At 41.8% G+C, this 23,416-nt stretch carries 22 protein-coding genes and 3 pseudogenes; 20 read left to right on the top strand and 5 right to left on the bottom strand.

Annotated elements, in window-relative coordinates; translation table 11 throughout:
* Positions 1-71 precede the first annotated feature (71 nt).
* The 16 genes and pseudogenes from dnaE to CQ839_RS10390 all read left to right on the top strand — a co-directional run.
* Positions 72-2,150: pseudogene (gene dnaE / locus CQ839_RS26015) on the top strand (DNA polymerase III subunit alpha); the annotation flags it as partial.
* A pseudogene (locus tag CQ839_RS26010) lies at positions 2,130-2,933 on the top strand (LAGLIDADG family homing endonuclease); the annotation flags it as partial. The pseudogenes dnaE and CQ839_RS26010, both read left to right, overlap by 21 nt.
* Positions 2,934-3,356: 423 nt before the next feature.
* A pseudogene (locus CQ839_RS26005) lies at positions 3,357-3,860 on the top strand (DNA polymerase III subunit alpha); the annotation flags it as partial.
* 17 nt (positions 3,861-3,877) lie between these two features.
* A complete protein-coding gene (locus CQ839_RS24795) occupies positions 3,878-4,042 on the top strand; it encodes a hypothetical protein (protein WP_181016167.1) in 165 nt (54 codons plus the stop codon).
* 169 nt (positions 4,043-4,211) lie between these two features.
* Positions 4,212-4,526, top strand: coding sequence for an urease subunit gamma (locus CQ839_RS10445; RefSeq protein ID WP_103668218.1), 315 nt, complete (start codon positions 4,212-4,214; stop codon positions 4,524-4,526).
* A gap of 7 nt (positions 4,527-4,533) precedes the next feature.
* The gene (locus CQ839_RS10440) at positions 4,534-4,956 is read left to right on the top strand and encodes an urease subunit beta (protein WP_103668217.1); all 423 of its coding nucleotides are present in this window, start codon (positions 4,534-4,536) and stop codon (positions 4,954-4,956) included.
* Positions 4,946-6,652: an urease subunit alpha gene (gene ureC / locus CQ839_RS10435; protein WP_103668216.1), complete on the top strand. Its 1,707-nt coding sequence runs from the start codon at positions 4,946-4,948 to the stop codon at positions 6,650-6,652. Before CQ839_RS10440 ends, ureC begins: the two co-directional genes overlap by 11 nt.
* Before the next feature lie 2 nt (positions 6,653-6,654).
* A complete protein-coding gene (gene ureG, locus CQ839_RS10430; RefSeq protein WP_103668215.1) occupies positions 6,655-7,284 on the top strand; it encodes an urease accessory protein UreG in 630 nt (209 codons plus the stop codon).
* A gap of 47 nt (positions 7,285-7,331) precedes the next feature.
* Entirely contained in the window at positions 7,332-8,213 is an 882-nt protein-coding gene (locus CQ839_RS10425; protein ID WP_103668214.1) for an urease accessory protein UreD, read from the top strand.
* Positions 8,210-8,722 (top strand): urease accessory protein UreE, encoded by a 513-nt coding sequence (locus CQ839_RS10420; RefSeq protein WP_103668213.1) that lies wholly within the window; start codon positions 8,210-8,212, stop codon positions 8,720-8,722. Before CQ839_RS10425 ends, CQ839_RS10420 begins: the two co-directional genes overlap by 4 nt.
* 19 nt (positions 8,723-8,741) lie before the next feature.
* A complete protein-coding gene (locus CQ839_RS10415) occupies positions 8,742-9,428 on the top strand; it encodes an urease accessory protein UreF (RefSeq protein ID WP_103668212.1) in 687 nt (228 codons plus the stop codon).
* 307 nt (positions 9,429-9,735) lie between these two features.
* A complete protein-coding gene (locus CQ839_RS10410; RefSeq protein WP_103668211.1) occupies positions 9,736-10,476 on the top strand; it encodes a DUF4337 domain-containing protein in 741 nt (246 codons plus the stop codon).
* Between the two features lie 62 nt (positions 10,477-10,538).
* On the top strand, positions 10,539-10,742 hold the full coding sequence (locus CQ839_RS10405; RefSeq protein WP_103668210.1) for a DUF751 family protein: 204 nt from the start codon (positions 10,539-10,541) through the stop codon (positions 10,740-10,742).
* Between the two features lie 58 nt (positions 10,743-10,800).
* On the top strand, positions 10,801-11,103 hold the full coding sequence (locus CQ839_RS10400) for a DUF6464 family protein (protein ID WP_219817762.1): 303 nt from the start codon (positions 10,801-10,803) through the stop codon (positions 11,101-11,103).
* Between the two features lie 147 nt (positions 11,104-11,250).
* Entirely contained in the window at positions 11,251-11,655 is a 405-nt protein-coding gene (gene rbfA / locus CQ839_RS10395) for a 30S ribosome-binding factor RbfA (protein WP_103668208.1), read from the top strand.
* Positions 11,648-12,277: a MotA/TolQ/ExbB proton channel family protein gene (locus CQ839_RS10390; protein ID WP_103668207.1), complete on the top strand. Its 630-nt coding sequence runs from the start codon at positions 11,648-11,650 to the stop codon at positions 12,275-12,277. Before rbfA ends, CQ839_RS10390 begins: the two co-directional genes overlap by 8 nt.
* A 228-nt stretch (positions 12,278-12,505) precedes the next feature.
* Here CQ839_RS10390 and CQ839_RS10385 read toward each other — a convergent pair whose 3' ends face one another.
* A complete protein-coding gene (locus CQ839_RS10385) occupies positions 12,506-14,686 on the bottom strand; it encodes an ATP-binding protein (protein ID WP_103668206.1) in 2,181 nt (726 codons plus the stop codon).
* A 421-nt stretch (positions 14,687-15,107) separates the two neighbouring features.
* Here CQ839_RS10385 and CQ839_RS10375 point away from each other — a divergent pair, with 421 nt between their 5' ends.
* A complete protein-coding gene (locus CQ839_RS10375) occupies positions 15,108-15,605 on the top strand; it encodes a TIGR02652 family protein (RefSeq protein WP_103668204.1) in 498 nt (165 codons plus the stop codon).
* Positions 15,606-15,684: 79 nt separating this feature from the next.
* Here the strand turns inward: CQ839_RS10375 and CQ839_RS10370 are convergent, their stop codons facing one another.
* Together CQ839_RS10370 and CQ839_RS10365 are read right to left on the bottom strand one after the other, a co-directional pair.
* Entirely contained in the window at positions 15,685-16,626 is a 942-nt protein-coding gene (locus CQ839_RS10370) for a glycosyltransferase family 2 protein (protein ID WP_103668203.1), read from the bottom strand.
* 21 nt (positions 16,627-16,647) lie between these two features.
* Positions 16,648-17,826, bottom strand: a complete 1,179-nt coding sequence (locus CQ839_RS10365; protein WP_146048721.1) for a glycosyltransferase family 4 protein — start codon at positions 17,824-17,826, stop codon at positions 16,648-16,650.
* Positions 17,827-18,001: 175 nt separating this feature from the next.
* Between CQ839_RS10365 and CQ839_RS10360 the strand changes: the two genes are divergently transcribed.
* Positions 18,002-19,447 (top strand): glucose-6-phosphate isomerase, encoded by a 1,446-nt coding sequence (locus CQ839_RS10360; RefSeq protein ID WP_103668201.1) that lies wholly within the window; start codon positions 18,002-18,004, stop codon positions 19,445-19,447.
* An 8-nt stretch (positions 19,448-19,455) separates the two neighbouring features.
* On the top strand, positions 19,456-20,574 hold the full coding sequence (locus tag CQ839_RS10355) for a glycosyltransferase family 4 protein (protein WP_103668200.1): 1,119 nt from the start codon (positions 19,456-19,458) through the stop codon (positions 20,572-20,574).
* Here CQ839_RS10355 and CQ839_RS10350 read toward each other — a convergent pair.
* Entirely contained in the window at positions 20,571-22,184 is a 1,614-nt protein-coding gene (locus CQ839_RS10350; protein WP_103668199.1) for a SagB/ThcOx family dehydrogenase, read from the bottom strand. The two genes, CQ839_RS10355 and CQ839_RS10350, sit on opposite strands and share 4 nt — an antisense overlap.
* Before the next feature lie 195 nt (positions 22,185-22,379).
* Between CQ839_RS10350 and rpmF the strand changes: the two genes are divergently transcribed.
* Positions 22,380-22,556, top strand: coding sequence for a 50S ribosomal protein L32 (rpmF, locus tag CQ839_RS10345; RefSeq protein WP_103668198.1), 177 nt, complete (start codon positions 22,380-22,382; stop codon positions 22,554-22,556).
* 35 nt (positions 22,557-22,591) lie between these two features.
* Here rpmF and CQ839_RS10340 read toward each other — a convergent pair whose 3' ends face one another.
* Positions 22,592-23,269 (bottom strand): hypothetical protein, encoded by a 678-nt coding sequence (locus CQ839_RS10340; RefSeq protein ID WP_103668197.1) that lies wholly within the window; start codon positions 23,267-23,269, stop codon positions 22,592-22,594.
* Between the last annotated feature and the right edge of the window lie 147 nt (positions 23,270-23,416).

Genomic DNA, 23,416 nt, shown 5'->3' with positions numbered 1-23,416 from the left:
CTTTGCGCCGCCACTCTACTTTGGGTTTATCGTGTTAACCTAGCTATCTAGATTTGATTTTGTAGATCGTTATGACTGGATTTGTTGGGCTGCACGTTCATACCGAATATAGTTTGCTCGATGGGGCAAGCCAAATCCCTGATATGGTCAATCGAGCGGTAGAGCTGGGGATGCCTGCGATCGCATTGACCGATCATGGAGTGATGTATGGTGCGATCGAGCTAATCAAGATCTGCAAATCTAAGGGGATCAAGCCAATCATTGGCAATGAAATGTATGTCTTGAATGGCGACATTACGATCCAATATAAGAGAGAAGACAAAAAGAAAAAATATCACCAATGTGTCCTTGCCAAAGATACACAGGGCTATCGCAATCTAGTTAAACTCACTACAATTTCTCATTTGCAGGGCTACCAAGGTAAAGGAATTTTTGCGCGTCCTTGCATTAATAAAGATTATTTACTGCAATATAAAGAAGGCTTAATGCTCACCTCTGGTTGCTTGGCAGGGGAAGTGCCCCAAGCAATTATGAACCGCGATCCAAAACTAGCGCGGGAAGTAGCGGCTTGGTATAAAGAACATTTTGGCGATGATTATTATCTAGAAATTCAAGATCATGGCTATCCTGAAGATCGGGTTGTGAATGTGGAAATTTGCAAGATTGCCAAAGAATTAGATATTAAAGTAATCGCCACCAATGATTCTCACTTTACATCTTGTATGGATGTGGAAGCCCATGATGCGTTGCTCTGTATCCAAACTGGAAAATTAATTTCCGATGAGAAACGACTGCGTTATAGCGGTATGGAATATTTCAAATCCTATGACGAGATGAAGCAGCTATTCCGCGATCATTTGGAAGATGACGTAATCGAAGAAGCTCTAGCGAACACTCTTAAAGCCGCCGCAAAAGTCAAGCCTTACGACTTGATGCGCGATCCCAGTGCTGCTAATTATCCAATTCCTGAAGGGCATACTGCTGACACCTATTTTGAAGAAGTAACATGGCAAGGCTTACTACAAAGATTTAACGCCAAAACCCATGCCGAGATTTCTGCTAAATATCAAGAGCGTTTGCGTTTTGAGCTAGGCATCATCATGCAAATGGGGTTTGCGACTTACTTCCTAGTCGTATGGGACTACATCAAATATGCCAGAGACAAAAAGATCCCTGTGGGGCCTGGGCGCGGTAGTGCGGCGGGTTCGCTAGTTGCCTATTCTCTGGGAATCACGAATATTGACCCGATCCATCATGGACTTCTGTTTGAAAGATTTCTCAATCCTGAACGGAAGTCTATGCCTGATATTGATACCGACTTCTGCATCGATCACCGTAGTGAATTAATTGATTATGTGACTCAACGCTATGGACAGGAGCGAGTCGCGCAAATTGTTACTTTCAACCGTTTGACCTCTAAAGCAGTTCTCAAGGATGTGGCTAGAGTTCTAGACGTTTCCTACAGCGAATCAGATAAAATGGCAAAGATGATTCCTGTATCTCGTGGAAAACCTGCCAAGCTGAAGGTCATGATTTCCGAGGAATCACCCGCACCAGAATTTCGAGATCGCTACAAAAATGATCCGAAAGTATTTGAATGGCTAGACATGGCAATGCGGATTGAAGGCGTGAACAAAAGTTCAGGTGTTCATGCGGCTGGTGTAGTTATTTCGCCATTCCCATTGGATGAGGTTGTGCCATTGCAACGCAGCAATGAAGGTCAGGTGGTGACACAGTACACAATGGAAGATTTGGAGTCCCTTGGCTTGTTGAAGATGGACTTTTTGGGACTGCGAAATCTTACAACAATTGAGCATACAAGCAAGCTAATTCGTGACAATCAAGATCCGAATTTCCATATTGATGCGATCGCGCCCGATATGTCCACTGAGGCAAATCAAAAGACCTATAAACTACTCGAAAAAGGCGATCTAGAAGGAGTCTTCCAATTAGAATCATCAGGGATGAAACAGATCGTAAAGGATCTTAAGCCTTCCAACATTGAAGATATTTCTTCGATTCTTGCCCTCTATCGTCCAGGTCCATTGGATGCAGGACTGATTCCAAAGTTCATTAATCGCAAGCATGGTCGAGAAGCGATCGAGTATCAGCATCATACTTTAGAGCCAATTCTAAATAATACCTATGGAGTATTATGCTTAGCTAAGGGAACTTTAATTGCAAAACCTGATGGCACAAGTACACCGATTGAGAATATTCGTAAGGGTGATGTAATTCTCTCTTCTGATGGTAAGCGCGTATGGTCTGCAAAAGTTGCAAAGCAATGGCAAAGCGGGCTTAAATCTATTGTCAAAATCACGCTATCAACAGGTACAGAAATCTACTGCACGCCAGAACATCGCTTTCTCACGCCACAGGGTGACCAATTTGCCTATGAGTTAAAACCTCTTGGCAATATCAAGAATGCTCATGTGAACGGCTCAATTATTTATGAAACTTGGCAGATTTCTGAAAAGCATAGATCTCTAAATCCTAATGAAGCTTATTTGTTAGGTATGTTTGTTGGTGATGGACACTTAACTTCTAGTTCACCTAATATTGCTTGCTCTAGTGAAGAAACAGCTATTTGGATTGCGAATCTCATAGTTGAAACCTGGGGCGGTGAGCCAAAACATTATTTTCATACCCGTTGTTGGTATGCCTATGCGAAGTTTAATACACAACCAAAGCCAACACCTTTAACTATTTTCATGGATAAAATTTATGGAGATAGAAGTTGGAAAGTTAATTCTAAAGATAAACATTTACCCTTAGATATAGTTGATTATCAAGAAAGCGATCGCATTGATGTTTTGCGGGGTCTATGGGATAGCGATGGCTCCTATACTCAAAACCCTTATTTCCGTAGTATTTCCAATCAACTTATTAAGCAAGTAGGGCAATTACTGAGTAGTCTAAAAATTTCTTACTCTCTGCATTCAACCCATGTAATGGTTACAGATATCGCTCGGTTTTATAAGCTAATTGGTGAGCCGAGATTGCCAGCAAAACTTACTGGCGAGAAAAAATACAACTTTATTCCTATTCCATCTTTGCGAATGCAGGAAGAATTAGAAATTGAGATCTCTAGAACAGATCGTGAAAGCCGCAAAACTGCTAAGCGATCGCTCCAAGCAGGAGTTATGTTTAAACCTGTTCGTTCACAATATGCAACTCAGATAATAGGCTGGGCTGAAGCGTATCAAAAAATTTATACAGAGACGTATCTACAAGATGCTCGTCCAGTATTTGTAGTATCTGTTGAAGATTGGGGAACTGAAGAATGTTTTGACATTGAAATGGCAGACCAAAATTCTCCCTATTTCTTAGCAAATGGAATAGTTACCCATAATTGCTACCAAGAGCAGATCATGAAAATGGCACAGGATTTGGCAGGATATTCTCTTGGGGCTGCGGATTTGTTGCGTCGGGCGATGGGTAAAAAGAAACCTGAAGAAATGGAAAAACAGCGCTCTATCTTTCTTGATGGGTGTGCAAAAAATGGAATTAGGTCAGAGATTTCTAATGATCTTTTCGATCAGATGGTGATTTTTGCGGAATATTGTCTTAGCTACGATACGCTGGTGCGAACTGTGGAATTTGGTCTGATGCCGATCGGTAAAATTGTTGAGCATCAAATCGAATGTCAGGTCTATAGCGTTGATGAGAAAGGATTTGTGTATACTCAGCCGATCGCACAGTGGCACGATCGCGGTAATCAAGAAGTCTTTGAATATGAGCTAGAAAATGGCGATCGCATCAGAGCTACTAAGGATCATAAGTTCATGACTAATGACGGTGAAATGCTTGCGATCGATGAGATTTTTGATCGTGGGTTGGATATCACAAAAATCCTATAACAAGTAAAACGTCGAAGTTGATCTGGATTGGTTTACTAATATTTAGAAAGAATCAGAGCGATCGCATTAATCAGGAAGTCTTTGAATATGAATTAGAAAATGGCGATCGCATCAAAGCTACCAAAGATCATAAGTTCATGACTACTCTAACTAAATCTATTTTAACGGGTTTTATGCCCTAAGCAAGGCTTAAATTGCTATATTGCTGGGTCTATTGGGAAGTTCTAATATAAATAGAATACTAAAAATAATCCCAAAAGAATTCAGAAAAAATATTGTAACTTTTACTACTCATTAGTTAGGAAAGAAACAACATAATGCAAAAGCCATTAGACCGTTGAAAGAGTTGATATGTACTTAACTCCCAGAGAGGTTGAACGGCTGACTGTTTTTACAGCAGCCGAAATCGCCCGTCGTCGCAAAGAAAAAGGTCTGAAGCTGAATGTACCTGAAGCGATCGCCTACATTATTGATGCCATGATCGAAGGCGCACGCGAAGATAAATCCGTGGCGCAGCTGATGTCCGAAGGTGCGACCTTATTGACGACCGAGGATGTTTTACCTGGCGTAACAGAGCTAATTCCGTTGATTCAGGTTGAAGCTCATTTTGCCGACGGTACTAAGCTGATCAGTATTCACAACCCAATTCGTAGCCCTGGAACCTGAAACTGATATGACAAACCTTCCAACTTCAAACTCTCAAAATTCCTTTCCTGGTGAAGTGCTCTGCGAATCTGGCTCATTGCAACTAAATGCTGGTCGAGAGACTAAGACTCTTACAGTAGCAAACTTAGGCGATCGCCCGATCCAAATTGGTTCCCATTACCACTTTCTAGAAGTGAATCGGGCTTTGCAATTTGATCGCGCCCAAGCTTATGGATTTCGGTTGGACATTCCTGCTGGGACTGCGATTAGGTTTGAGCCGGGAGACAGCAAAACTGTTTCGTTAGTAGCGATCGGTGGCACAAGACATATCCAAGGACTGAATAGCTTGGTAAATCAGGCTTTAGATGCTCCCAATGCCAAAGAAATGGCAATGGAACGGGTGCAAAGATTGGGCTATAGCACAATAGAAGAGGAAAGTCATGGAAATTAGTCGGGAGCGTTATGCTGAGCTGTTTGGTCCGACCACAGGCGATCGGATTCGGTTAGGGGATACATCATTAATTGCGGAAGTACAGAGAGATACCACTGTCTATGGTGATGAGTGCGTATTTGGTGGTGGGAAAACCCTGCGTGATGGTTTGGGCTTAGCTTCTGGAGTCACTGCGGCGGAAGGAGCCTTGGATCTTGTCATCACCAATGTGGTGCTGATCGACCCCGTACAGGGGATTGTTAAGACAGACATTGGCATCAAGGATGGCAGAATTGTCGGTATTGGTAAAGCGGGCAATCCTGGTGTAATGGATGGAGTCCAGCCAAATCTCATTATTAGTGCAAATACAGATGTGCGATCGGCTGAAGGTTTGATTGCTACACCAGGTGGAATTGATTGTCACGTTCATTTTGATAGTGCGGGTCTCTGTGCCGAGGCGCTTTCTAGCGGATTAACGACGATGATTGGGGGTGGATTGGGGCCAGTCACCGTGGGCATCTGTTCGGGCGGAGCCTATAATATGGGCTTAATGCTGCAAGCCTCCGAGGGGTTTGCGATTAATTTTGGCTTTTTGGGTAAAGGAAGTTCGAGCCTCCCAGCAAGTCTCGTCGAACAAATCGAAGGCGGTGCGATCGGACTAAAAATTCATGAAGATTGGGGCGCAATGCCTGCTCTGATTGACACCTGTCTTTCTGTTGCCGATCTGCATGACTTTCAAGTTCAAATTCACACTGATACGCTCAATGAGTCAGGTTATGTAGAAGATACGCTAGCAGCGATTCGCGGACGCACAATCCACATGTACCATACGGAAGGTGCTGGCGGTGGACATGCTCCAGACATCATTAAGGTGGCTTCCTATTCTCACTGTTTACCTTCTTCTACTAATCCTACCAATCCCTATACGGTTAATACCTTTGATGAACATCTAGACATGGTAATGGTCTGCCATCACCTCAATCCAAAAGTTCCTGAAGATGTCGCCTTTGCGGAATCTCGTATTCGTGCTGAAACTATTGCTGCCGAAGATATTTTGCATGATATGGGAGCAATCAGCATGATGGGTTCCGATAGTCAAGGTATGGGCAGGATTGGCGAAGTAATTTGTCGCACTTGGCAATTGGCTTCCAAAATGAAAGATCAACGGGGCGCACTTCCTGAAGATAGCGATCGCCATGATAATCAACGGATTTTGCGTTACATCGCAAAGTACACAATTAATCCTGCCAAAACCTGTGGAATTGATTCCCATGTAGGTTCAATTGAGGCAGGTAAAATCGCGGATATTGTCCTGTGGCATCCTGGTTATTTTGGAGTTAAACCAGAGCTAGTAATTAAGGGAGGCTTTATCGCGTGGTCGCCTATGGGTGAATCAAACGCTTCGCTGATGACTTGCGAACCAATCCTGTATCGTCCGCAATGGGGCAGCTATGGCAGTGCCAAGCAGTCTACTTCTTTTTGCTTTGTGACTCAGACTGCTCTAGATTGCGGCTTAGCCGATAAGCTAAAACTTCGCAAACAACTTTTGCCCGTCAAAAATACTAGAGCTTTGAGCAAAGCAGATATGTTACATAACAATGCCTGTCCTGAAATCGAAGTCGATCCCGATACTTTTCAGGTGCGGGTGAATGGTGAAATTGCCACCTGCGATCCCGTTTCGCGTGTTCCTCTCGGTCGGCTGTATATCTTTAGGTAAAAATGAAAAAATCAGTGGCGCGTTTGGGTGTCGGTGGGCCAGTAGGCAGTGGCAAAACGGCTCTACTGGAAAGGTTGTTACCATTACTAATGCAGCAAGGGATCGAAGTAGCTGTAGTAACAAATGATTTGTTGACGCAAGAAGATGCCGATCGCCTCAAGCGTCAAGGAGTCTTACCCGCTAATCGAATTGTAGGTGTGGAAACTGGTAGTTGTCCGCATACAGCGATTCGCGAAGATCCGACGATGAATTTGTTGGCAATCCGCAATCTAGAGCGAGCTTTTCCAGAACTCGATCTGGTGTTTGTCGAAAGCGGTGGCGACAATTTGGCATCAACATTTAGCTATGACTTAATTGATGCCTATATTTTTGTGCTGGATGTGGGCGCAGGCGATGATATTCCTCGCAAAAATGGGCCTGGGTTTATGCAAGCAGATCTGGTAGTAATTAACAAAATTGATATTGCGCCTTATGTGGGAGCTGACTTGAACATCATCGATCGCGATGCTACGGAACGACGAAAAGGGAAACCGATCGCCTATACCAACTGTAAAACGGGTGAAGGATTAGATCGGGTGATGCAGTTCATCTTTGACAAATTACTATTTCAGTCTGTTCGAGAACTGGCTTGATCAAGTCGATTGAGAACACAATTTAAGAATATGAGCAAACGATAGATATGTTAGCTGAACTCATCGCTCCACCTATAACTAAGCTAGACCTTCCAGTTTCCCCACAACAACTCACCGTAGAGATTGGACTCGATCAATTTGGGCGATCATTTGTGTATCGTCAGTATGCAACCTATCCTTTCAGGCTGTCCCGACCGTTAAGGCTCGACCCCACCGATGCCCATCGCGCTTATCTATACATTATGAATTCCTCCCCTGGGCTGTTGGCAGGCGATCACTTTCAGATCGGGGCAAAATTACGCGATCGCACCAGTCTATATCTCACCGATCAGTCAGCATCAAAAGTCCATCTGATGCCATTTGGTCAGGTTGCCCGTATTCGTTATGACTTTGAGATTGGCGCAGGGGCAAGTTTAGAGTTTATCCCTGAACCACTGATTCTCTATCGCGATGCCAATCTGGAGCAGACTATCCAAATAGCGATCGCCCCAACAGGGAACCTGTTTCTGAGCGAAATCATGATTCCTGGACGGTTAGCAAGGGGAGAATGCTTCCATTTCAGTCAGTATTTCAGTCGCTTAAAAGTCTGTACCACTGACGGAAACTTGGTCTTTACCGATGCGATGCGGTTGCTGGGGAAATCTGAACCTCTGACTAACAACCCAATTTTTACATCTCAACCAATTCTTGCCAGCATAATTTTAGTTGCGCCAGAAGGCAATTTACAATCTCTGGAACTTGATTTAGAAAGGTTTGTCCACATCTATCCAGAGTTAACTGCCGCCTGTTCGTCCTTGCCCAACTGTAATGGGTTGCTGGTGCGTGCGATGTCTTCAAACGTACCGAGCCTTAAAGCCTATATCAACTATGCATTGACCAGAATGCGGCATCAAAATGCTCAACCACCTTTACCTGAGATCTACAAATGACAGTTCTAACCGAAACCTATTTAGGTAATCAAGAAATCGATCAATCTTTACAGCAGCAAGTATTGCAAGCTCAAGAAGCGGGAACCTTACTAGAGGTCTATTTGCAACCAGAAGATAGTGGCAAAGGTCGGATTCATGCTTTTTCGACAACAGGCATTGAGCTAGGCATCATTAAGAGCCGAGAGCAGTCTCTTGGAACAGGCGATTTATTCGCGATGCAATCTGGACAATTACTGTTAGTCAATCTCACTGACCAAACTGTGATGACTCTGAGTGTTAGTGGTGATGTATCAAAACATGCGATTGACCTAATCTATTTAGGACATGTACTTGGAAATCATCACTGGCCGATTCTAGTAAATGGCGATCGCATTTATGTAGAAATGGTAGCTGATCGTGCCGTAATGGAAACCACCGTAAGAAACGTCAATATTCCGAACTTATGTATTGACTACGAAGTTCGCTCTTCCGCTAATCAGATTCAATTTTCTTCCCATTCTCATCACTAATTATCACTAATCGATGGCTATGATTGATTCCCGTCTTGCTCTGATGCAATTGTCTGATTCTTTTTTCCCATCGGGTTCCTTCACACTTTCCCACGGCTTGGAAGCAATGGTGCAAACTAATCAGATTCATAATCCTCAGGATATAGAAACATTTCTCCATTTGTTGCTACACAACAAAGTGGGTAGTTCAGATTTAATTGCTCTCATCCATGCGCATCGTGCCAGCACCAACGATGATCTCAAGGAAGTGCGGCGAGCGGATGCATATTTGTATACCCAGATGTTAATTCAGACGACCCGTGAAGCGCAGCAGCGAAGCGGGCAGGCATTACTACTTGTAGCGCGAACGACTTGGAATGATTCTCAACTTGAAGCATTGCAGGAGGATATTGATGTTAATAAAACGCCAGGGTTACATCCGATCGTGTTTGCAATCGTTGGTCGTGCAGTGCATCTGAGTGAACGCGATACAAGTTTTGCATTCTTGCACAATTTTGTAACTGGGATTGTCAGTGCAGCAATCCGTTTAGGCATTTTGGGACATTTGGGTGCACAGAGTATTCTGTGCAAGATGGCAATAGAGATCGACGTGATTGTCTCTCAATCAATGTCACTCTCTTTGGATGACATGTGGTCTTGTACACCTGCGATCGATATTGCGCAAATGTCTCACCATCGACTGACTAGTAAACAGTTCTCGACATAATAAGCATAATAAGCCATAAAGAAGTAATGATAGGCGGTGCTTTGAGCCACCTATCATTACTTCTTTAGATTTACAATTCACAAAATGCGACAATACTTTTATAAATTAAAGGCTAACCTCAACAAATGTGACACACTACCCATAAATTTCTACCTTATAAGTTCCCTAAGACTAGATTGCCCATCACGTTGTCATATAATTTAACAGCTCAATAAGATATATGCTGCAATGCTCTGAGTATCTTAATTGACTGTCCAGATTTAACAAATATTTTTACTAACAATCACCTTCATTACAGCCAAAAGCTATGGAAATATCTGATCTCTCTGAAATTATTGAGGAAAACAACGAGGATGAAAATAAAGAGTTAGAAGATCAAGACGGCTCTAAAAAACCAGACGATCCCCAAAAAGAGCAAAAAACAAAAAATAAGAATCAGCTCAATAATTACGTGGCGATCACAGTAGTTTTGTTTGTCACCTTTATGGGGTTGTGTCAAGTCAAAAGTGGCAATGTCGTGCAAGCTATGCAAAAAGCTCAAGCCGATCGCATTGATACATGGTCGTTTTATCAAGCTCGAAACATGCGTGCCGAGATTGCCAAATCTACTATTGCTCAATTAAAGTTACAAGCTCTGGCTGCGGGATCGCCTAAAGTTCTTGCTGAGTACGGCAAAGAAATTGCTAAGTATGAAGCGATCGCTGCTAAACAAGATAACGAAAAGGAAAAATTGCAGCAACAAGCCTTGGATGCTGAAAAACTATACGAGCAGTTGAATGTCCATGATGACCAGTTTGACCTGTCAGAAGCCGCATTTGCCCTTGCAATCGCATTGCTTGCGATGACCTCTCTGACTCAAAAAGGCTGGCTCTATGGCGCAGCGATGGTTCCTGCCGCCTTCGGTTTGTTTATGGGGCTAGCTGGTCTATTAAACTGGGATTATCATCCTGAGGCTTTGACAAAATATTTGTCAGATAATACTACTCACAATACCGATCACAAAATCTCAACCTTGCCTTATCCACAGCTAAAAAGCACAAATCTATAGCTATAAAAGGTGCTGAGCGACTTTTATACTTTTTATCCTAATGTATTAAACTAAATTAAACGATGAAAAACTTTATCCAAAACCTGCTCCGCTATCCCAAATTTTTAGCCCTAATCACTGGGGGTGTTCTGTCTGTAGTGATTGCACCAATTATTCCCTTATTCAATAAGCCTCTGACGGCGATCGCGATGATTTCAGCGATCGTTAGTGGATTTATTGGTGTATCACTAGTATTAAGAGCTATGCTAGGGCTGGACATAGCTTAGGCAATCTTCACTCAGATTTGATTCGAGCTTCAACTTCGCCACATGTTGAACCATCATCATGTTAAGCATTATGTTAGATATCATCATCATCTTACTAGTGGGTGTAGCACCACCAATCCTATCCCTTTGGATGCTTCATCGTACCCAAGCTCATTATCGGCAAATAAATTCGGCGGCTATCTCCACTCCCATACTACCAAAGCTTAAAGCATTACCACCTGCCGAGATGACCTGCATTGATGGCTTTGGATATGTGATTGGAAAAGTTAGCTGCAAATATAATGCGCGATCACCTTACATTCGCTGTGCGGTCAATCCTAGTGGACCCTGTCAGGATTGTCGTCATTACGACAGCCTATGATAAAAGTTCTCCATGCCCTCAACCCTAACTTCTCTCCTAGAGGGAACAAGAAATTAGTTTTGATTCCCTTCTCCCAACGGCAGAAGGTTCAGGGAGATAAGGGCAACAATTTCAAAAACTAAAGTTTACTGTGATAAGTACAAATCTATGGCTACTACAAGACGAGTTGCTCGCGTTGCTGAATTAATTAAGCGAGAAGTCAGCAACATGTTGCTGAAAGATATTAAGGACGATCGCGTGGGTATGGGCATGGTCAGTGTCACCGATGCCGAGCTATCAGGCGATCTCCAACATGTGAAAATTTTTGTCAGTATTTACGGTACTGAAGAAGCAAGAGCACAAACTATGGAAGCGCTAGCTTCAGCTACAGGCTTTATCAAGCGTGAAGTTGGGCAGCGATTATCATTGCGCCGCGTACCTGAAGTTGTATTCCATGAAGATCGCTCCTTTGAGCGCGGTGTCAAAGTACTCTCACTAATTAATCAGCTTAGCCGAGAACGTGAAGAAAGGGAGTCAACCGCAGAAGAAAAGGAGTCTAGTACAAGTGATTGAGTTGATCAAGGCAGGTGGGCCAGTCATGTACCCACTCATAGCTCTATCAGTGTTTGCATTGGCTGGGATCATGGAGCGACTAATTTTTTGGTTTGCCATCATCAAGCAAGAGCGAAAAACTGCCGAAAATATTTTGGCGATCGCGCGTCAAGACTTAAAATTAGCATCAGTTGCGGCGGAGCAATCTTTAAATGTTCCCGTAGCGAGGTTTCTCTATGCTCCTTTAGCCTTGGAAGATCCCGATCCTGAACTATTTCGGCTCGCGCTTGAAAGTACTGCCGACGAAGAATTAGCGGGAATGCTTAAGGGCGAAAAGTTGCTCGAAGCTTCGATCACGCTCGCGCCTTTGTTAGGGCTTTTAGGGACTGTGACTGGACTAATCAGTTCCTTCGGTTCTCTCAAAATTGGTGATGTTGCGGCAAATACGAAGTCTGGCTCCCTAACCCAAGGGATTGCAGAGGCATTAATTACAACTGCAACAGGTTTAATTATTGCAATTTTTACATCTGCATTTCACCGTTTATTTTTGGCACTGCAAGATGAGCAAGCCAAGCTATTTATGAAGGTTGGCAATCAGTTAGAGCTTGCCTATCGCCAGCAATTCCAAAAGTTATCAAAGTAAAAAGGTAAAAGTAAAAAGGTAAAAGTAAAAAGGTAAAAGTAAAAAGTAAAAGTGACACAGTAGCACTACTTTAATTTTGTTTAGGGTTAGCCATGACATATTGTTGCCACAATTTTGTGGATTGGTATTAGAGACATAAAACCCCAAATAGTAATGGCGGCGCTTCGCGCCGCCATTACTATTTGGGGTTTTGATTTGTCCTTACTAAGCTGTAAAGACCTCATAGTCTCAATTCTTGGTTTGTTGTATGGGAATCTCAATCGCGAATTCAGTACCCTTACCTATTTCTGAACTAAAGGACAACTTGCCGCCATGATGTTCAGTAACGATCTGATAAGCGATCGATAGCCCTAAGCCCGTACCTTTACCCACAGGCTTAGTCGTGAAGAACAGGTCAAACAAGCGATTGCGCAATTCGTCAGGAATTCCATTGCCATTATCAGAAATTTTGATGACCAAGCGATCGCCCCTCTGCATATCGCTATTTTGAGCATCTGCAAGAATCTCTGTCTGGATTAAAATTTTGGAAACCTTTCCATCTTGCCTAATCCATTGAGGCTGCTCATTCACGATCTGCCAAACTCCATTTGCTTCAGCATCTTCTTCAAGAGCATCGATCGCATTGGTGAGCAGATTCATAAAGACTTGATTTAGCTGTCCCGCATAGCATTCAACATCAGGAAGCTGCGCATAATTTTTTTCAATCTTAATCTCAGGACGATGAGGAGTCGCCTTCAGACGACTTTGCAAGATCATCAAAGTGCTATCAATCCCCTCATGAATATCAACAGATTTGCATCCTTCTTCATCACTACGAGAAAATTTATTTAGTGATTGCACAATCTTTTGAATTCGCTCTGCGCCAATCCGAATTGAACCGACCAACTTCACAAAGTCATCAGCAAGAAAATCAATATCCATCTCTTCCAGCTTTACCTGTACTGCCTCGACAGGCGCTGGATAATGAGTACGATAAATTTCAACAAGGTTCAATAACTCGGATGTATAGGTGTCGGCATAGGAGAGATTTCCATAAATAAAATTTACAGGATTATTAATCTCATGGGCTATCCCTGCTACTAACTGACCCAACCCAGACATTTTCTCGGCTTGAATCAGTTGCGATTGTGTACTTTTTAACTCTTGCAAAGCATGTTGTAGCTTCTCAGCTTGGAGGCGATATTTTTCTTCGGAGGCACGGACTAGCGCTTCAGCCGCAAGGCGTTCAGTAATGTCGCGTAAACTCCAAACTCGCCCCGCGCAACTGTCCAAAACGTTTTGTGGTTGCGAATAGCATTCTAGGGTTCTACCATCATCTAACTCGACAATCTCAAAGCTATTCTGGTCAATACCAAGTCCTTTGCCAAATTGATGCAAATATTGAGCCGAGCTAATCCGCTTGGCAACATACTTGAGAATATATGAGTCGTCATTGGATCTAAAAATGCGATCAGGAATCTGCCAAAGATCGACAAATTTTTGATTGCAAATAATAATATTGCCGATCGCATCTAGTACCAAAATACCATCGGCTGTTGCCTCAAGTGTCGCACCGAGAGCGGCAAAACTTTTGTTGATTTCTGCTTCAGCAGCTTTGCGATCGCGGATATTTGTACAAATATAAGTTATGCCAATCACCTCTCCAGATGGATTTTTGACAGGATTTACTTTTAAGGAAATAGGAATATGCTGATGATCGCGATCGCGCATTTCTATTTCACTTGTCCAAGTGCCGCCATGCATCACTGCCGCATGAATTACTTGAGCAGTTTGCTCATCAATAAATAGAGGTCGTAAATTGGTTGTTTTCTTTAAGGTCGATAAACTATAGGCAAATAGATCGCTAAAAGCAAGATTGGTATAAATTGCTTGTCCTTCCCCATCAGTAATACAAATCGCATCATTAGCACTTTCAAGTGCCGTGCCAATTTTATTAAAAGCATCTTCAAGATACAGCCTTTCCGCAATTTCTTCGGCTAGCTGATTCTTTAGTAAGGCAGTCTGAGGAGCAGCTAAAGCATGGCTAGCAACTATAATCCCATCTGCCGAGCCATCATCGTTATACCAAGGCTGGACATCCCACTGAAAATTACTAGCCGATTCTCCGCGAAATGTAATCTCAACTTCTGCTGTGTAATGCATCTGACCACCACTTAAGCATCGCTCTAATCCATGTCTATGGGAGAGCGCTTTTGGTAGTGATTCATAGAGATTTGTGCCAATCAGCTTAAGGCGAGGAATACCAAGCATTTTGACCCAAGGCTGACTAACTAATATGTAATTTAGATTGCGATCAAACATCGCGATCGGTATTGGACAAAACTCAACGAACCACCGAAGATACTTTTCTGCGTGGTTTGCGCGGTTTAAAACTGATCCCCACTGGGCTTTTGGGTTGGCTTTTGCCATCCTAACCTGACTTGTTTTTAACGACTATTAGTACTTAACGTCAAAATTGTAGCGGGTTACATGTTGTTAGAGTGTGTCATCTGAACTATAAAATGGAAATTTTTGATTCATTAAAGATAAGCACTTCTTATTTTGGAGTTTTCAGAGCCCTAGTCGCTGAAAACTCTATAGGATAGGGTTCATATTTGCTTTTGCCTTTTGATCTAGCGCAGCTATTCTCATTTTAAAAATCAGTTTTGATGAAAGTCCGCCAAAGGCGGGCTTTCATCAAAACTGATTTTAGATTTTTCAGCGCCGTAGGTGCTGAAAAATCTAAAATCAGTTTCATAATGAGAATTGACGTGTCTAACTCGAATGGCAACGGCCATCGTAATGAGCATGTTAAGATCCAATATAAGAATCTCTTACATTTTTATAAGTCATGAGGACAGTCACTTCGGTGCAGCAATATCCGATTTTTGGTTCTGAGATTAAATGTCCTCACTGTCGGCAAATTATTCCTGCCTTGATTTTGACTGACACATATCTTTGTCCCAGACATGGGGCTTTTGAAGTTCAGCCCAACTGCAAAGATTTAGTCCATCTCCAATCCGATCGTCAATGGCGGCTATGGAACGACGAATGGTATCGGCAACATACCCATCCTGATGGGATTCGTTTTGAAATTCATGAAAGTATAGATCGCCTTTATACTCAGGGTTATCGAGCAATCAAGGTGACTATTGCTCATCGCTACATTGGGCTAGTTGATCCTTATCTTGAAAATACGTCCATAGTTTCTAGTTCCCAAAGTTTGTACGGCTTAAACGTAGAGTTTAGCCCACCAGAAGAACAAGAGCCACGCTGGGGAATTATTAACTTTGAATTAGAAAAGGAATTGGGAGTCCCCAAAGGATATCCATATTTTCGTTCTTTCTAGGATTAGAGAGCAAAGCTCTCAAACAAACCCAAACCAGTAAATTTTTTACAAGTGTTGCAAAGCAACACTTGTAAAAAATTTACTGGAGTTTGTTTGAGAGCTTTACGCTGTAAGTTTGCCAACCCTGCCAGCGGCCAAGCCAAGAAGCCCATAATTTTTGTCGCGCCATATCCCCTTCTTTAGGTAAGTATCTCAGCCACTGCAATACGCCAAAAGCTTCCGATGTCCCGATTGCGATCGCCCAAATCGCAAAAACAAATCTTCGTAAAGGTGGTAAATAGCCTAATAATGCCACAGTCTCATTATGTACAGCATTGATCTTCGCCTCAGCATTAAAAGAATTTCTTTGATCTTCATCAAAACGCTGAGCAGGAAAGTGATCTACAGCAATCTGGGGATCGTATATTAATTTCCAACCCTGCTGCCTTAAGGTTAACGAAAAGACCACCTCAAAATGCACCTGAGCACCCGATCCTCGCATTCTTTGATCGAAGCGTAAATCAGCGATCGCCTTACGTCGAAAGCTCATGTTTACGCCCTTAAGTACATCTACTTCGCGTCCCTCCCCGATCCCAATATGATGATTACCAATCAAGCGCCCAAACCAATGTAACTTACCCACAACGGGCTTAGAACCATCTTCTAGTTGTGTACCATGATACACCCAATCCCGCCCACCAACTCCTCCAACTTTCTTGTCTGCCAGATAGTAAGCTTCTATCTTCTGTAACCAACTAGGATGGGGTGCAGCATCATCATCTGTAAAAGCCACAATATCGCCAGTTGCTGATTCCAGACCAATATTCATCGCCGCAATGACTCCAGATGCTGAGACTGTCGCTATCTGCAAAGGCAAATTCCCTCGTTCATAATCTTCCAAAAATTGCCAAGTTGCATGATCTGTATCACGAACAATCACCCACAATTCATCTACTGAACGAATCTGTACTTTAAATGCAGTCAAGCAGCGGGCTAGGTCTAGCGGACGTTGATAAGTCGGAACAACCACAGTTATTTTCATAAAATTATGCATAGGAATTGTTTATGTAATTGCCTCTTCATAGGCGGCGATTGTCTCGGCAGTCATCGTTTCTAGGGTAAACTTTTGTGATAATTTAAGCGTTGTTTCCACCATACGCGATCGCATCTCAGGATTTTCAGCCAGTTGGAGCAGTTTTGATGATAGAGCTTCTAAATCATTAAAAGGAATTATGAACCCACTTATTCCATCTTCAATTTGATCATAAGCTCCAGCAGCAGGTGTGCGTATTGGTAATACCCCACAAGCCATTGACTCTACAATTACTAGAGGAAAGCCTTCAGCTTGGCTTGGTAAAACAATAACATCTGAACTCCAATACACATTACGGGGTTCGTTCACATAGCCTAAAAACATAAATATATGACAATTTTCTTTGTTAGATAATGCATAATTTTCTATCTCTACTTTCTGGTCGCCTGAACCAGCAAACATACATTTAAAAGAATAGCTGGGATTACTGTTGGCAATCTGATTAACTGCATCAATTAAAAGCTTGTGTCCTTTTTCCCATTGAGTTCTCCCAACTAAAGTGATCACAAAATCTTGATTAGATAAATTAAGCTTAGCTCTTGTTTGTTCTATCTCTTCATTACTAGGAGGACGAAAATAGTTAGAGTCAATACCATTAAAAACTTTTTTAACTTTTGATTTAGCAATTCCAATATCTTGAATTAACCATTGCTCAATCTCAGAGGAAATAGCAATGAAAACATGGGGAGAAAAAATCTTGAGATATGTTTGCAAAAAAGATTTTTGAAATCTACGATCTTTGCCTTCTAGAGATTTACCTAAGTGTATAGATTTGAGAAGATGAAATGTCGAAATGCATCTGATACCAGTTAACATCTTAAGCACAAGCGCTAAAAAAAGCATTGAGTAACCATGAACATGGAAAACCTCAATTTTATGCTTCTTGACAGCAGTTAAAATTTTAGAAAGGTGAGCTAAACTTGGGAATACACGCTTAAAACCATCAATTACAACCCATTCTTCGGATAATTCTTTTAAGGCTTCAAAACGCTTTAAAGAATTATCGTCAAAACTGACTTGACCCGTTATCAAAACCACTTTCCATCCAGAATTCTTCAATCCACGGATCAGAGTTTCACAATGAGAAGCAATTCCATCATTACAATCAACTCGATTGAGTAAAAAACCGACAATTTTTTGAGGTTTCACAGCCAAGTTTATTCCTAGATTAACAATATTTAAACATTAAAATAATATAATCATATTATACGGATGGATATTTCCACAAATTGTTTAAGACTGCGATGGAATCTCGATTTCTTAACAAATAATATATAAAAATATCTAAATCCTAATCACGCCTTGATGTAATAGAGTTATAAATATGAGTTACGATCCAGATTTTCCTCATCTTTTAAACCCTAATCAAGACTCTCAAGCTAAATCGACATCAGAAGCATGGCTTGTTCTGAGCTTGTTTGGCTTGACAACCATATTGCTAATTGCACTTGGAAGCTTTGGCAGCAAAATTTTAAATATTTTATTCCCATTGGGATCGTTTTCTGTTGGATGTTTTCTCTATTTCCGACATCCACCATTTTATATTGGCTTTGTATGGTGGAATATATTTTTAACTCCTCTAATAAGACGATTAGCAGACTTTCGCATGGGAGCCTTTACTGATTCTAGTCCAATTTTGTTAGCACCTACCTTAGTAATTTTGGTTTGTCTACATACCCTATATGTAAATTTGCCTAAAGCAAAACAGCAAAACACTTTACCATTTGCTATAGCATTAGTCAGTATTGTATACAGCTATTTTGTGGGATTACTCTATCCATCAATTACTTTTGTTAAAGCAACTGTAGCTTTTTTGGGATGGATAACGCCAGTCTTATTTGGTTACCATTTATACGTAAATTGGCGTAGATATCCTGAGTACAGTCAAACTTTTAAACGGGTTTTTTTATGGGGATGCCTGATAGTTGGGCTTTACGGAATCTATCAATATGTGGTTGCTCCTGAGTGGGACAGATTGTGGCTAGTTGGTTCTGGAATGGATTCTAGCTCTGGCAAGCCTGAGCCTTTCGGAATGCGTGTATGGAGCACGATAAATTCACCTGGACCATTCGCAGATATGATCACAAGTGCACTATTGATACTATTCAGCTGTAAAAGTGGATTGGTTGTCCCTGCCGCTGGAGCTGGGCTTCTCTCATTACTATTGAGTTCAGTACGTACTGGTTGGCTAGGTTGGGCTGGTGGATTACTTTTTTTTAGTTCTTCATTAAAACCTAAACAACTTCTTCGTTTAGTCTTAACTATTGTGGCTTTGGCATTATGCATAATCCCTTTAAGTACCATGGAGCCATTTGCTACTACTATTTCCACTCGGTTTTCCTCACTCAGTAATCTCCAAAATGATACTAGTGCTGTGGGGAGGCAGGGTATTTATCAGTATTTCTTTGAGAATGGAATTTTCAACTTTATCGGGGATGGAATTGGTGTTAATGATACTGTCGATGCTGGGATTATGTCTTTGGTATTAGACTTGGGTTGGATTGGAGCTTTACCTTATACAGGTTCACTTTTACTGTGTGGTGTAACATTGTTTAAAAATTTAGGTAAATATCCAAACGACTTGTTTCTAAGAACTGCTTGTGCAGTGCTTATTAAATCGATCGCATTCTTTCTTGCCGCTAGAGTTACGGCTGGTATTCACGGAGTTATTATTTGGAGCTTTATAGGTATTGGGTTAGCAGGGCAACAGTATTGGAATCGACAACACAATCTAGAATTAGCTCTAATTTACAATAAGCAAAAGAGTTGAATATATCAATGAAAATATGCATAGTTACGCCTTATGTGATTAAAAGTGACGGTCAAGGTCGAGCCAATTATGAAATTGTTTTGGAAGCTATTCGTTGCAATCATCAGGTTAGTCTAGTAACAAGAAAAATAGAACCTGATTTATGTGATAACCCTCTTATTGAATTCGTTAGTTTAACTGTTGACAAATTTCCTACGGAGTTATTACGAGGAATAATATTCGCCCAAAAAAGCGCTAGATGGTTACAATCTCATCGCCATAAATTTGATGTCGTTTTAGCTTGTGGTGCAGTGACAGACGCTGCAAGCGATGTAAATGTAATCCATTTTGTGCATAGTTCTTGGTTGAGATCGCCTTCCCATACTTGGAAAATTCATCACAATCTCTATGGTGCTTATCAGTGGCTATTTACAGCTTTAAATGCTTATTGGGAAAAGAGGTCTTTACTGAAAACTAAAGTAGTGGTGGCTGTCTCCGACAATATCAAGTGCGAATTAAGTGAAATTGGTGTTTCTAGGGATCGCATTCGGGTAATTTATAATGGTGTAGATCTTGATGAATTTACACCGCTATCTAGCGATCGCAGTCAATTTGGTCTTCCTGACAAAGTATGTTTAGCTATGTTTGCTGGGGATATTAGAACTAATCGTAAGAACTTAGATACGGTTCTTAAATCTCTGGTGAATATTCCTAATTTACACTTAGCAGTAGTAGGTAATACGGAGCGAAGCCCATACCCAGAGCTATCTAAACAACTAGGTATAAGCGATCGCGTTTATTTCTTGGGTTATCGGCGTGATGTTGCCAAAATTATGCAAGCAGTTGATTTTTTTGTCTTTCCATCACGGTATGAACCTTTTGGTATGGTCGTAAGTGAGGCCATGGCAACTGGCTTACCTGTAATTACAACAGCAGTGTCAGGCGTAGCTTCAATCATTACGACTGAATGCGGAATAGTTTTAGCGGATCCAGAAGATGGCAAAGCCTTAACAGATGCTCTGATGAAATTAACAAATGATGTTGATTTGAGAGTAAATATGGGTAAATCGGCTAGGACTGTAGCTGAGCAGCATAGCTGGAGAGTTAAGTCAGAACAATATATTCATTTATTAGAAGAGTTTTGCTAACGATGTCTGCCGAGGGTTGTGATGTATAAAACGGCTTCATCACTGGGAATGCCAAGAACTTCATTAACAAGATCGTCAAAAAATCCTGCTATGCCGCTTACCCCAACACCTAAGCCGATCGCAGCCAGATTTAGGCGTTGCCCTAGATGTCCTGCATCCATATGTAAATAACGATAGACGCGATCGCCATATTTGGCCACAGCTTTTTGAAGATCGGCAGTATGGAAAATGACGGCTCCTGCATCGCGTCCAAGGTCTTGACCGAGGCAGAGATAATGCAATTCATCGCGGAAGTTTTTAAAGCGAATTTGGCGTAGCTCTTGTGATTTGGGAGCGTAGTAATAGCATCCTTCTTCCAATCCAGCTACGCCTGTTACGGCGACGAAGGTTTCAATGAGACTCAGATCGAAATAGTCAGGATTACCATCAATACCCTGATCGGTATAGTGTTGCGGCTGATAGGTAAAGTCAAGAATTGCTTTGAGCTCGGCTAGTTCTAACTTCGCGCCGCTATATTCACGGGTTGATCGCCGTTGCAAGATTGTATTCTCTAGCATTTCCAGATCATCGCCCCAGTGAATACTTTCAGTTTTAGTACTGACTTTTGTGCAAAAAGGAAAGTTGTACTTATCGAGATCTTGTTCAGGAATTTGTTCGATATCATCTGATTTTTGGCCATCTATCTGCTCTAAAAGCTTCTGCATATTTGGCTGTTCAGAAATTTGAGTAGATCGGTGTAGATATTCTAAAAGCTGACCATCAGGTAGCTTAGGATAACTGATGACAGTTGCTGATGGCAGGGCTGTCATAATTCCTCTAGAAATATTGAGCGATCGCTGCATTGGTTCTCGCGATTCCTGACCTCTGCCAATGCGCTCTTCATCTTGCAGGTCGAGGATTGGCACGATCGCGATCGCCCCTTCAACCTCCTTATCCAAAAACAACAGCTCATTTACGGCTGCATCGGCAAAGCCGCCAATTAGTGATGATTGATAATCCTCAATTGAGCTAGCAAGCTCAATATTTCCGAGCAGATGCCCCGTATCCAGAAAAATTCGGCGATAAGCCCGATCTTGATAGCGCCATGCTGATCGGTGAAATACTGCGGTAATGGCGATCGCCATGCGGGTATTTTGTAAGGCATGGTGACCGAAACAAGCCTGTTGCAAACTAGGCCAAACATTATTGTCTTGCCAAAAATGGATCAAGCTATGGGTGCGGACTTGATAGTTATAGATTCCTGCGGACAAAAGCGGTGTCCCTGCTGAGATCAGATACAACTCTGCTGGATATAATCCACCAGCCGAAGGAGCTGATCTCAAGTAAAAGGCATCACCTGTTACTGTCGGCACGCGAGCCGTCAATCCATAGCTGCAAAATAGCAGCCGCGATAGCCGCCGCCAACGACTCGCTAGTAACCCATCGCGATCGGACTGAATTTCTTCAGTTAGATAAGGCTTTAGATCATAAACCGTGCCGATTTTATAATCCTTATAAGGTGATGGCTGGGTACTCCAATCTAGCCCCTGACTCTTGCTAGCAAGGGTTGCAGGCGAATACTTAGTCCGTTCATGATAATGTTCGGCGAAGGAAAATCTGGCTTCGGGCATGTTTTTGAAACGTGACTTAAATAGGCGGCTAGCTTAATCTTAAACCCATAAAGTAAGGGCAATTCATGAATTGCCCTTACTTTATGGGTTTAGCTGAAAATTGTGATCGCAACATCCATTATTTCGCTTATGATAGGAAGGTTGTCAAAAATTTTCTAACTAGAAAATAATCACATTTAATATAGGGATCACGTCATGGCAGTACCCAAGAAGAAAACTTCTAAATCTAAGAGAGATAGCCGCAAAGCTGTATGGAAACGGAAAGCCGCAGTTCATGCTCAAAAAGCTATTTCTTTAGGTAAGTCCATCCTCTCAGGCAAAAATGATGGTTTTGTCTATCCAATGGCTGAAGAGGCTGAAACAGAAGAGTAATCTTAAAAAAGCGAGCTAAGCTCGCTTTTTTTGATTTAACTCCATTGGGTAGCTAGTCGCCATGCTTGATAGCCAAGTCCTAGTCCAATCAAACAAGGCATGGTCAATATGCTGATCGCAATCCATAATTTGCGTTGTTTAATCAAAACATCCCCAACAAAGGCGATCGCGGTTAAACCCACCCATGAAATGATCGCAAAAACTATAAGATAAAATTTCGGGCGTACTAAGAAAACTAAACCACCTACAACCAAAAAACCGCTGATCAAATAGCTCCATTTCATAAGAGCATAGTCGGCAAAAGCGGAAATGATTGGCAATAATCCGATTATCACAAAGCCCGCGATCGCTAAATCACGGCGGGCTGGGATGGTCAATAATACTGACAGGAAATAGCCCATACAGCTATAGCTAATCAAAATAATGGCTAGCCATAGCCATAGAAAATGGATTTTTTTGAAGGATAATTTGGGTCTTGATAACTTAAATCTGGGAAATCTAATTCTGGACAAGCCAAATTTAGATTGTCCAGAATTAGATTTCTCAGAGCCAGAATTAGATTTCTCAAAGCCAGAATTAGATTTCCCAAATTTAGATGAGATTAGAGTTTTTAATGTATTGGGTTTTGACGGATCAAATTGAGACGACTCAGAAACACGTTGTGATTGATTCGCCACAGGTTGTTGATTATCTGAATCATCAGTATCTGCCATAATTTTATCCAACAAGTTATACTAATCCGCAAAAGTGTCGGCACACTTTTGCGGATTAAAAGCCAAACCTAGCAAGGGGTTTAAAAACACAAAATCGCTCCGCCATTTTATGTTTTGGTATTAGAACTTGCTTCTCTCGTCCTGACT

This window comes from Pseudanabaena sp. BC1403 (assembly GCF_002914585.1).
Taxonomy (GTDB): domain Bacteria; phylum Cyanobacteriota; class Cyanobacteriia; order Pseudanabaenales; family Pseudanabaenaceae; genus Pseudanabaena.
The sequence above is the reverse complement of the archived record's forward strand: the minus strand, read 5'-3'. Positions and strand labels throughout refer to the sequence as shown.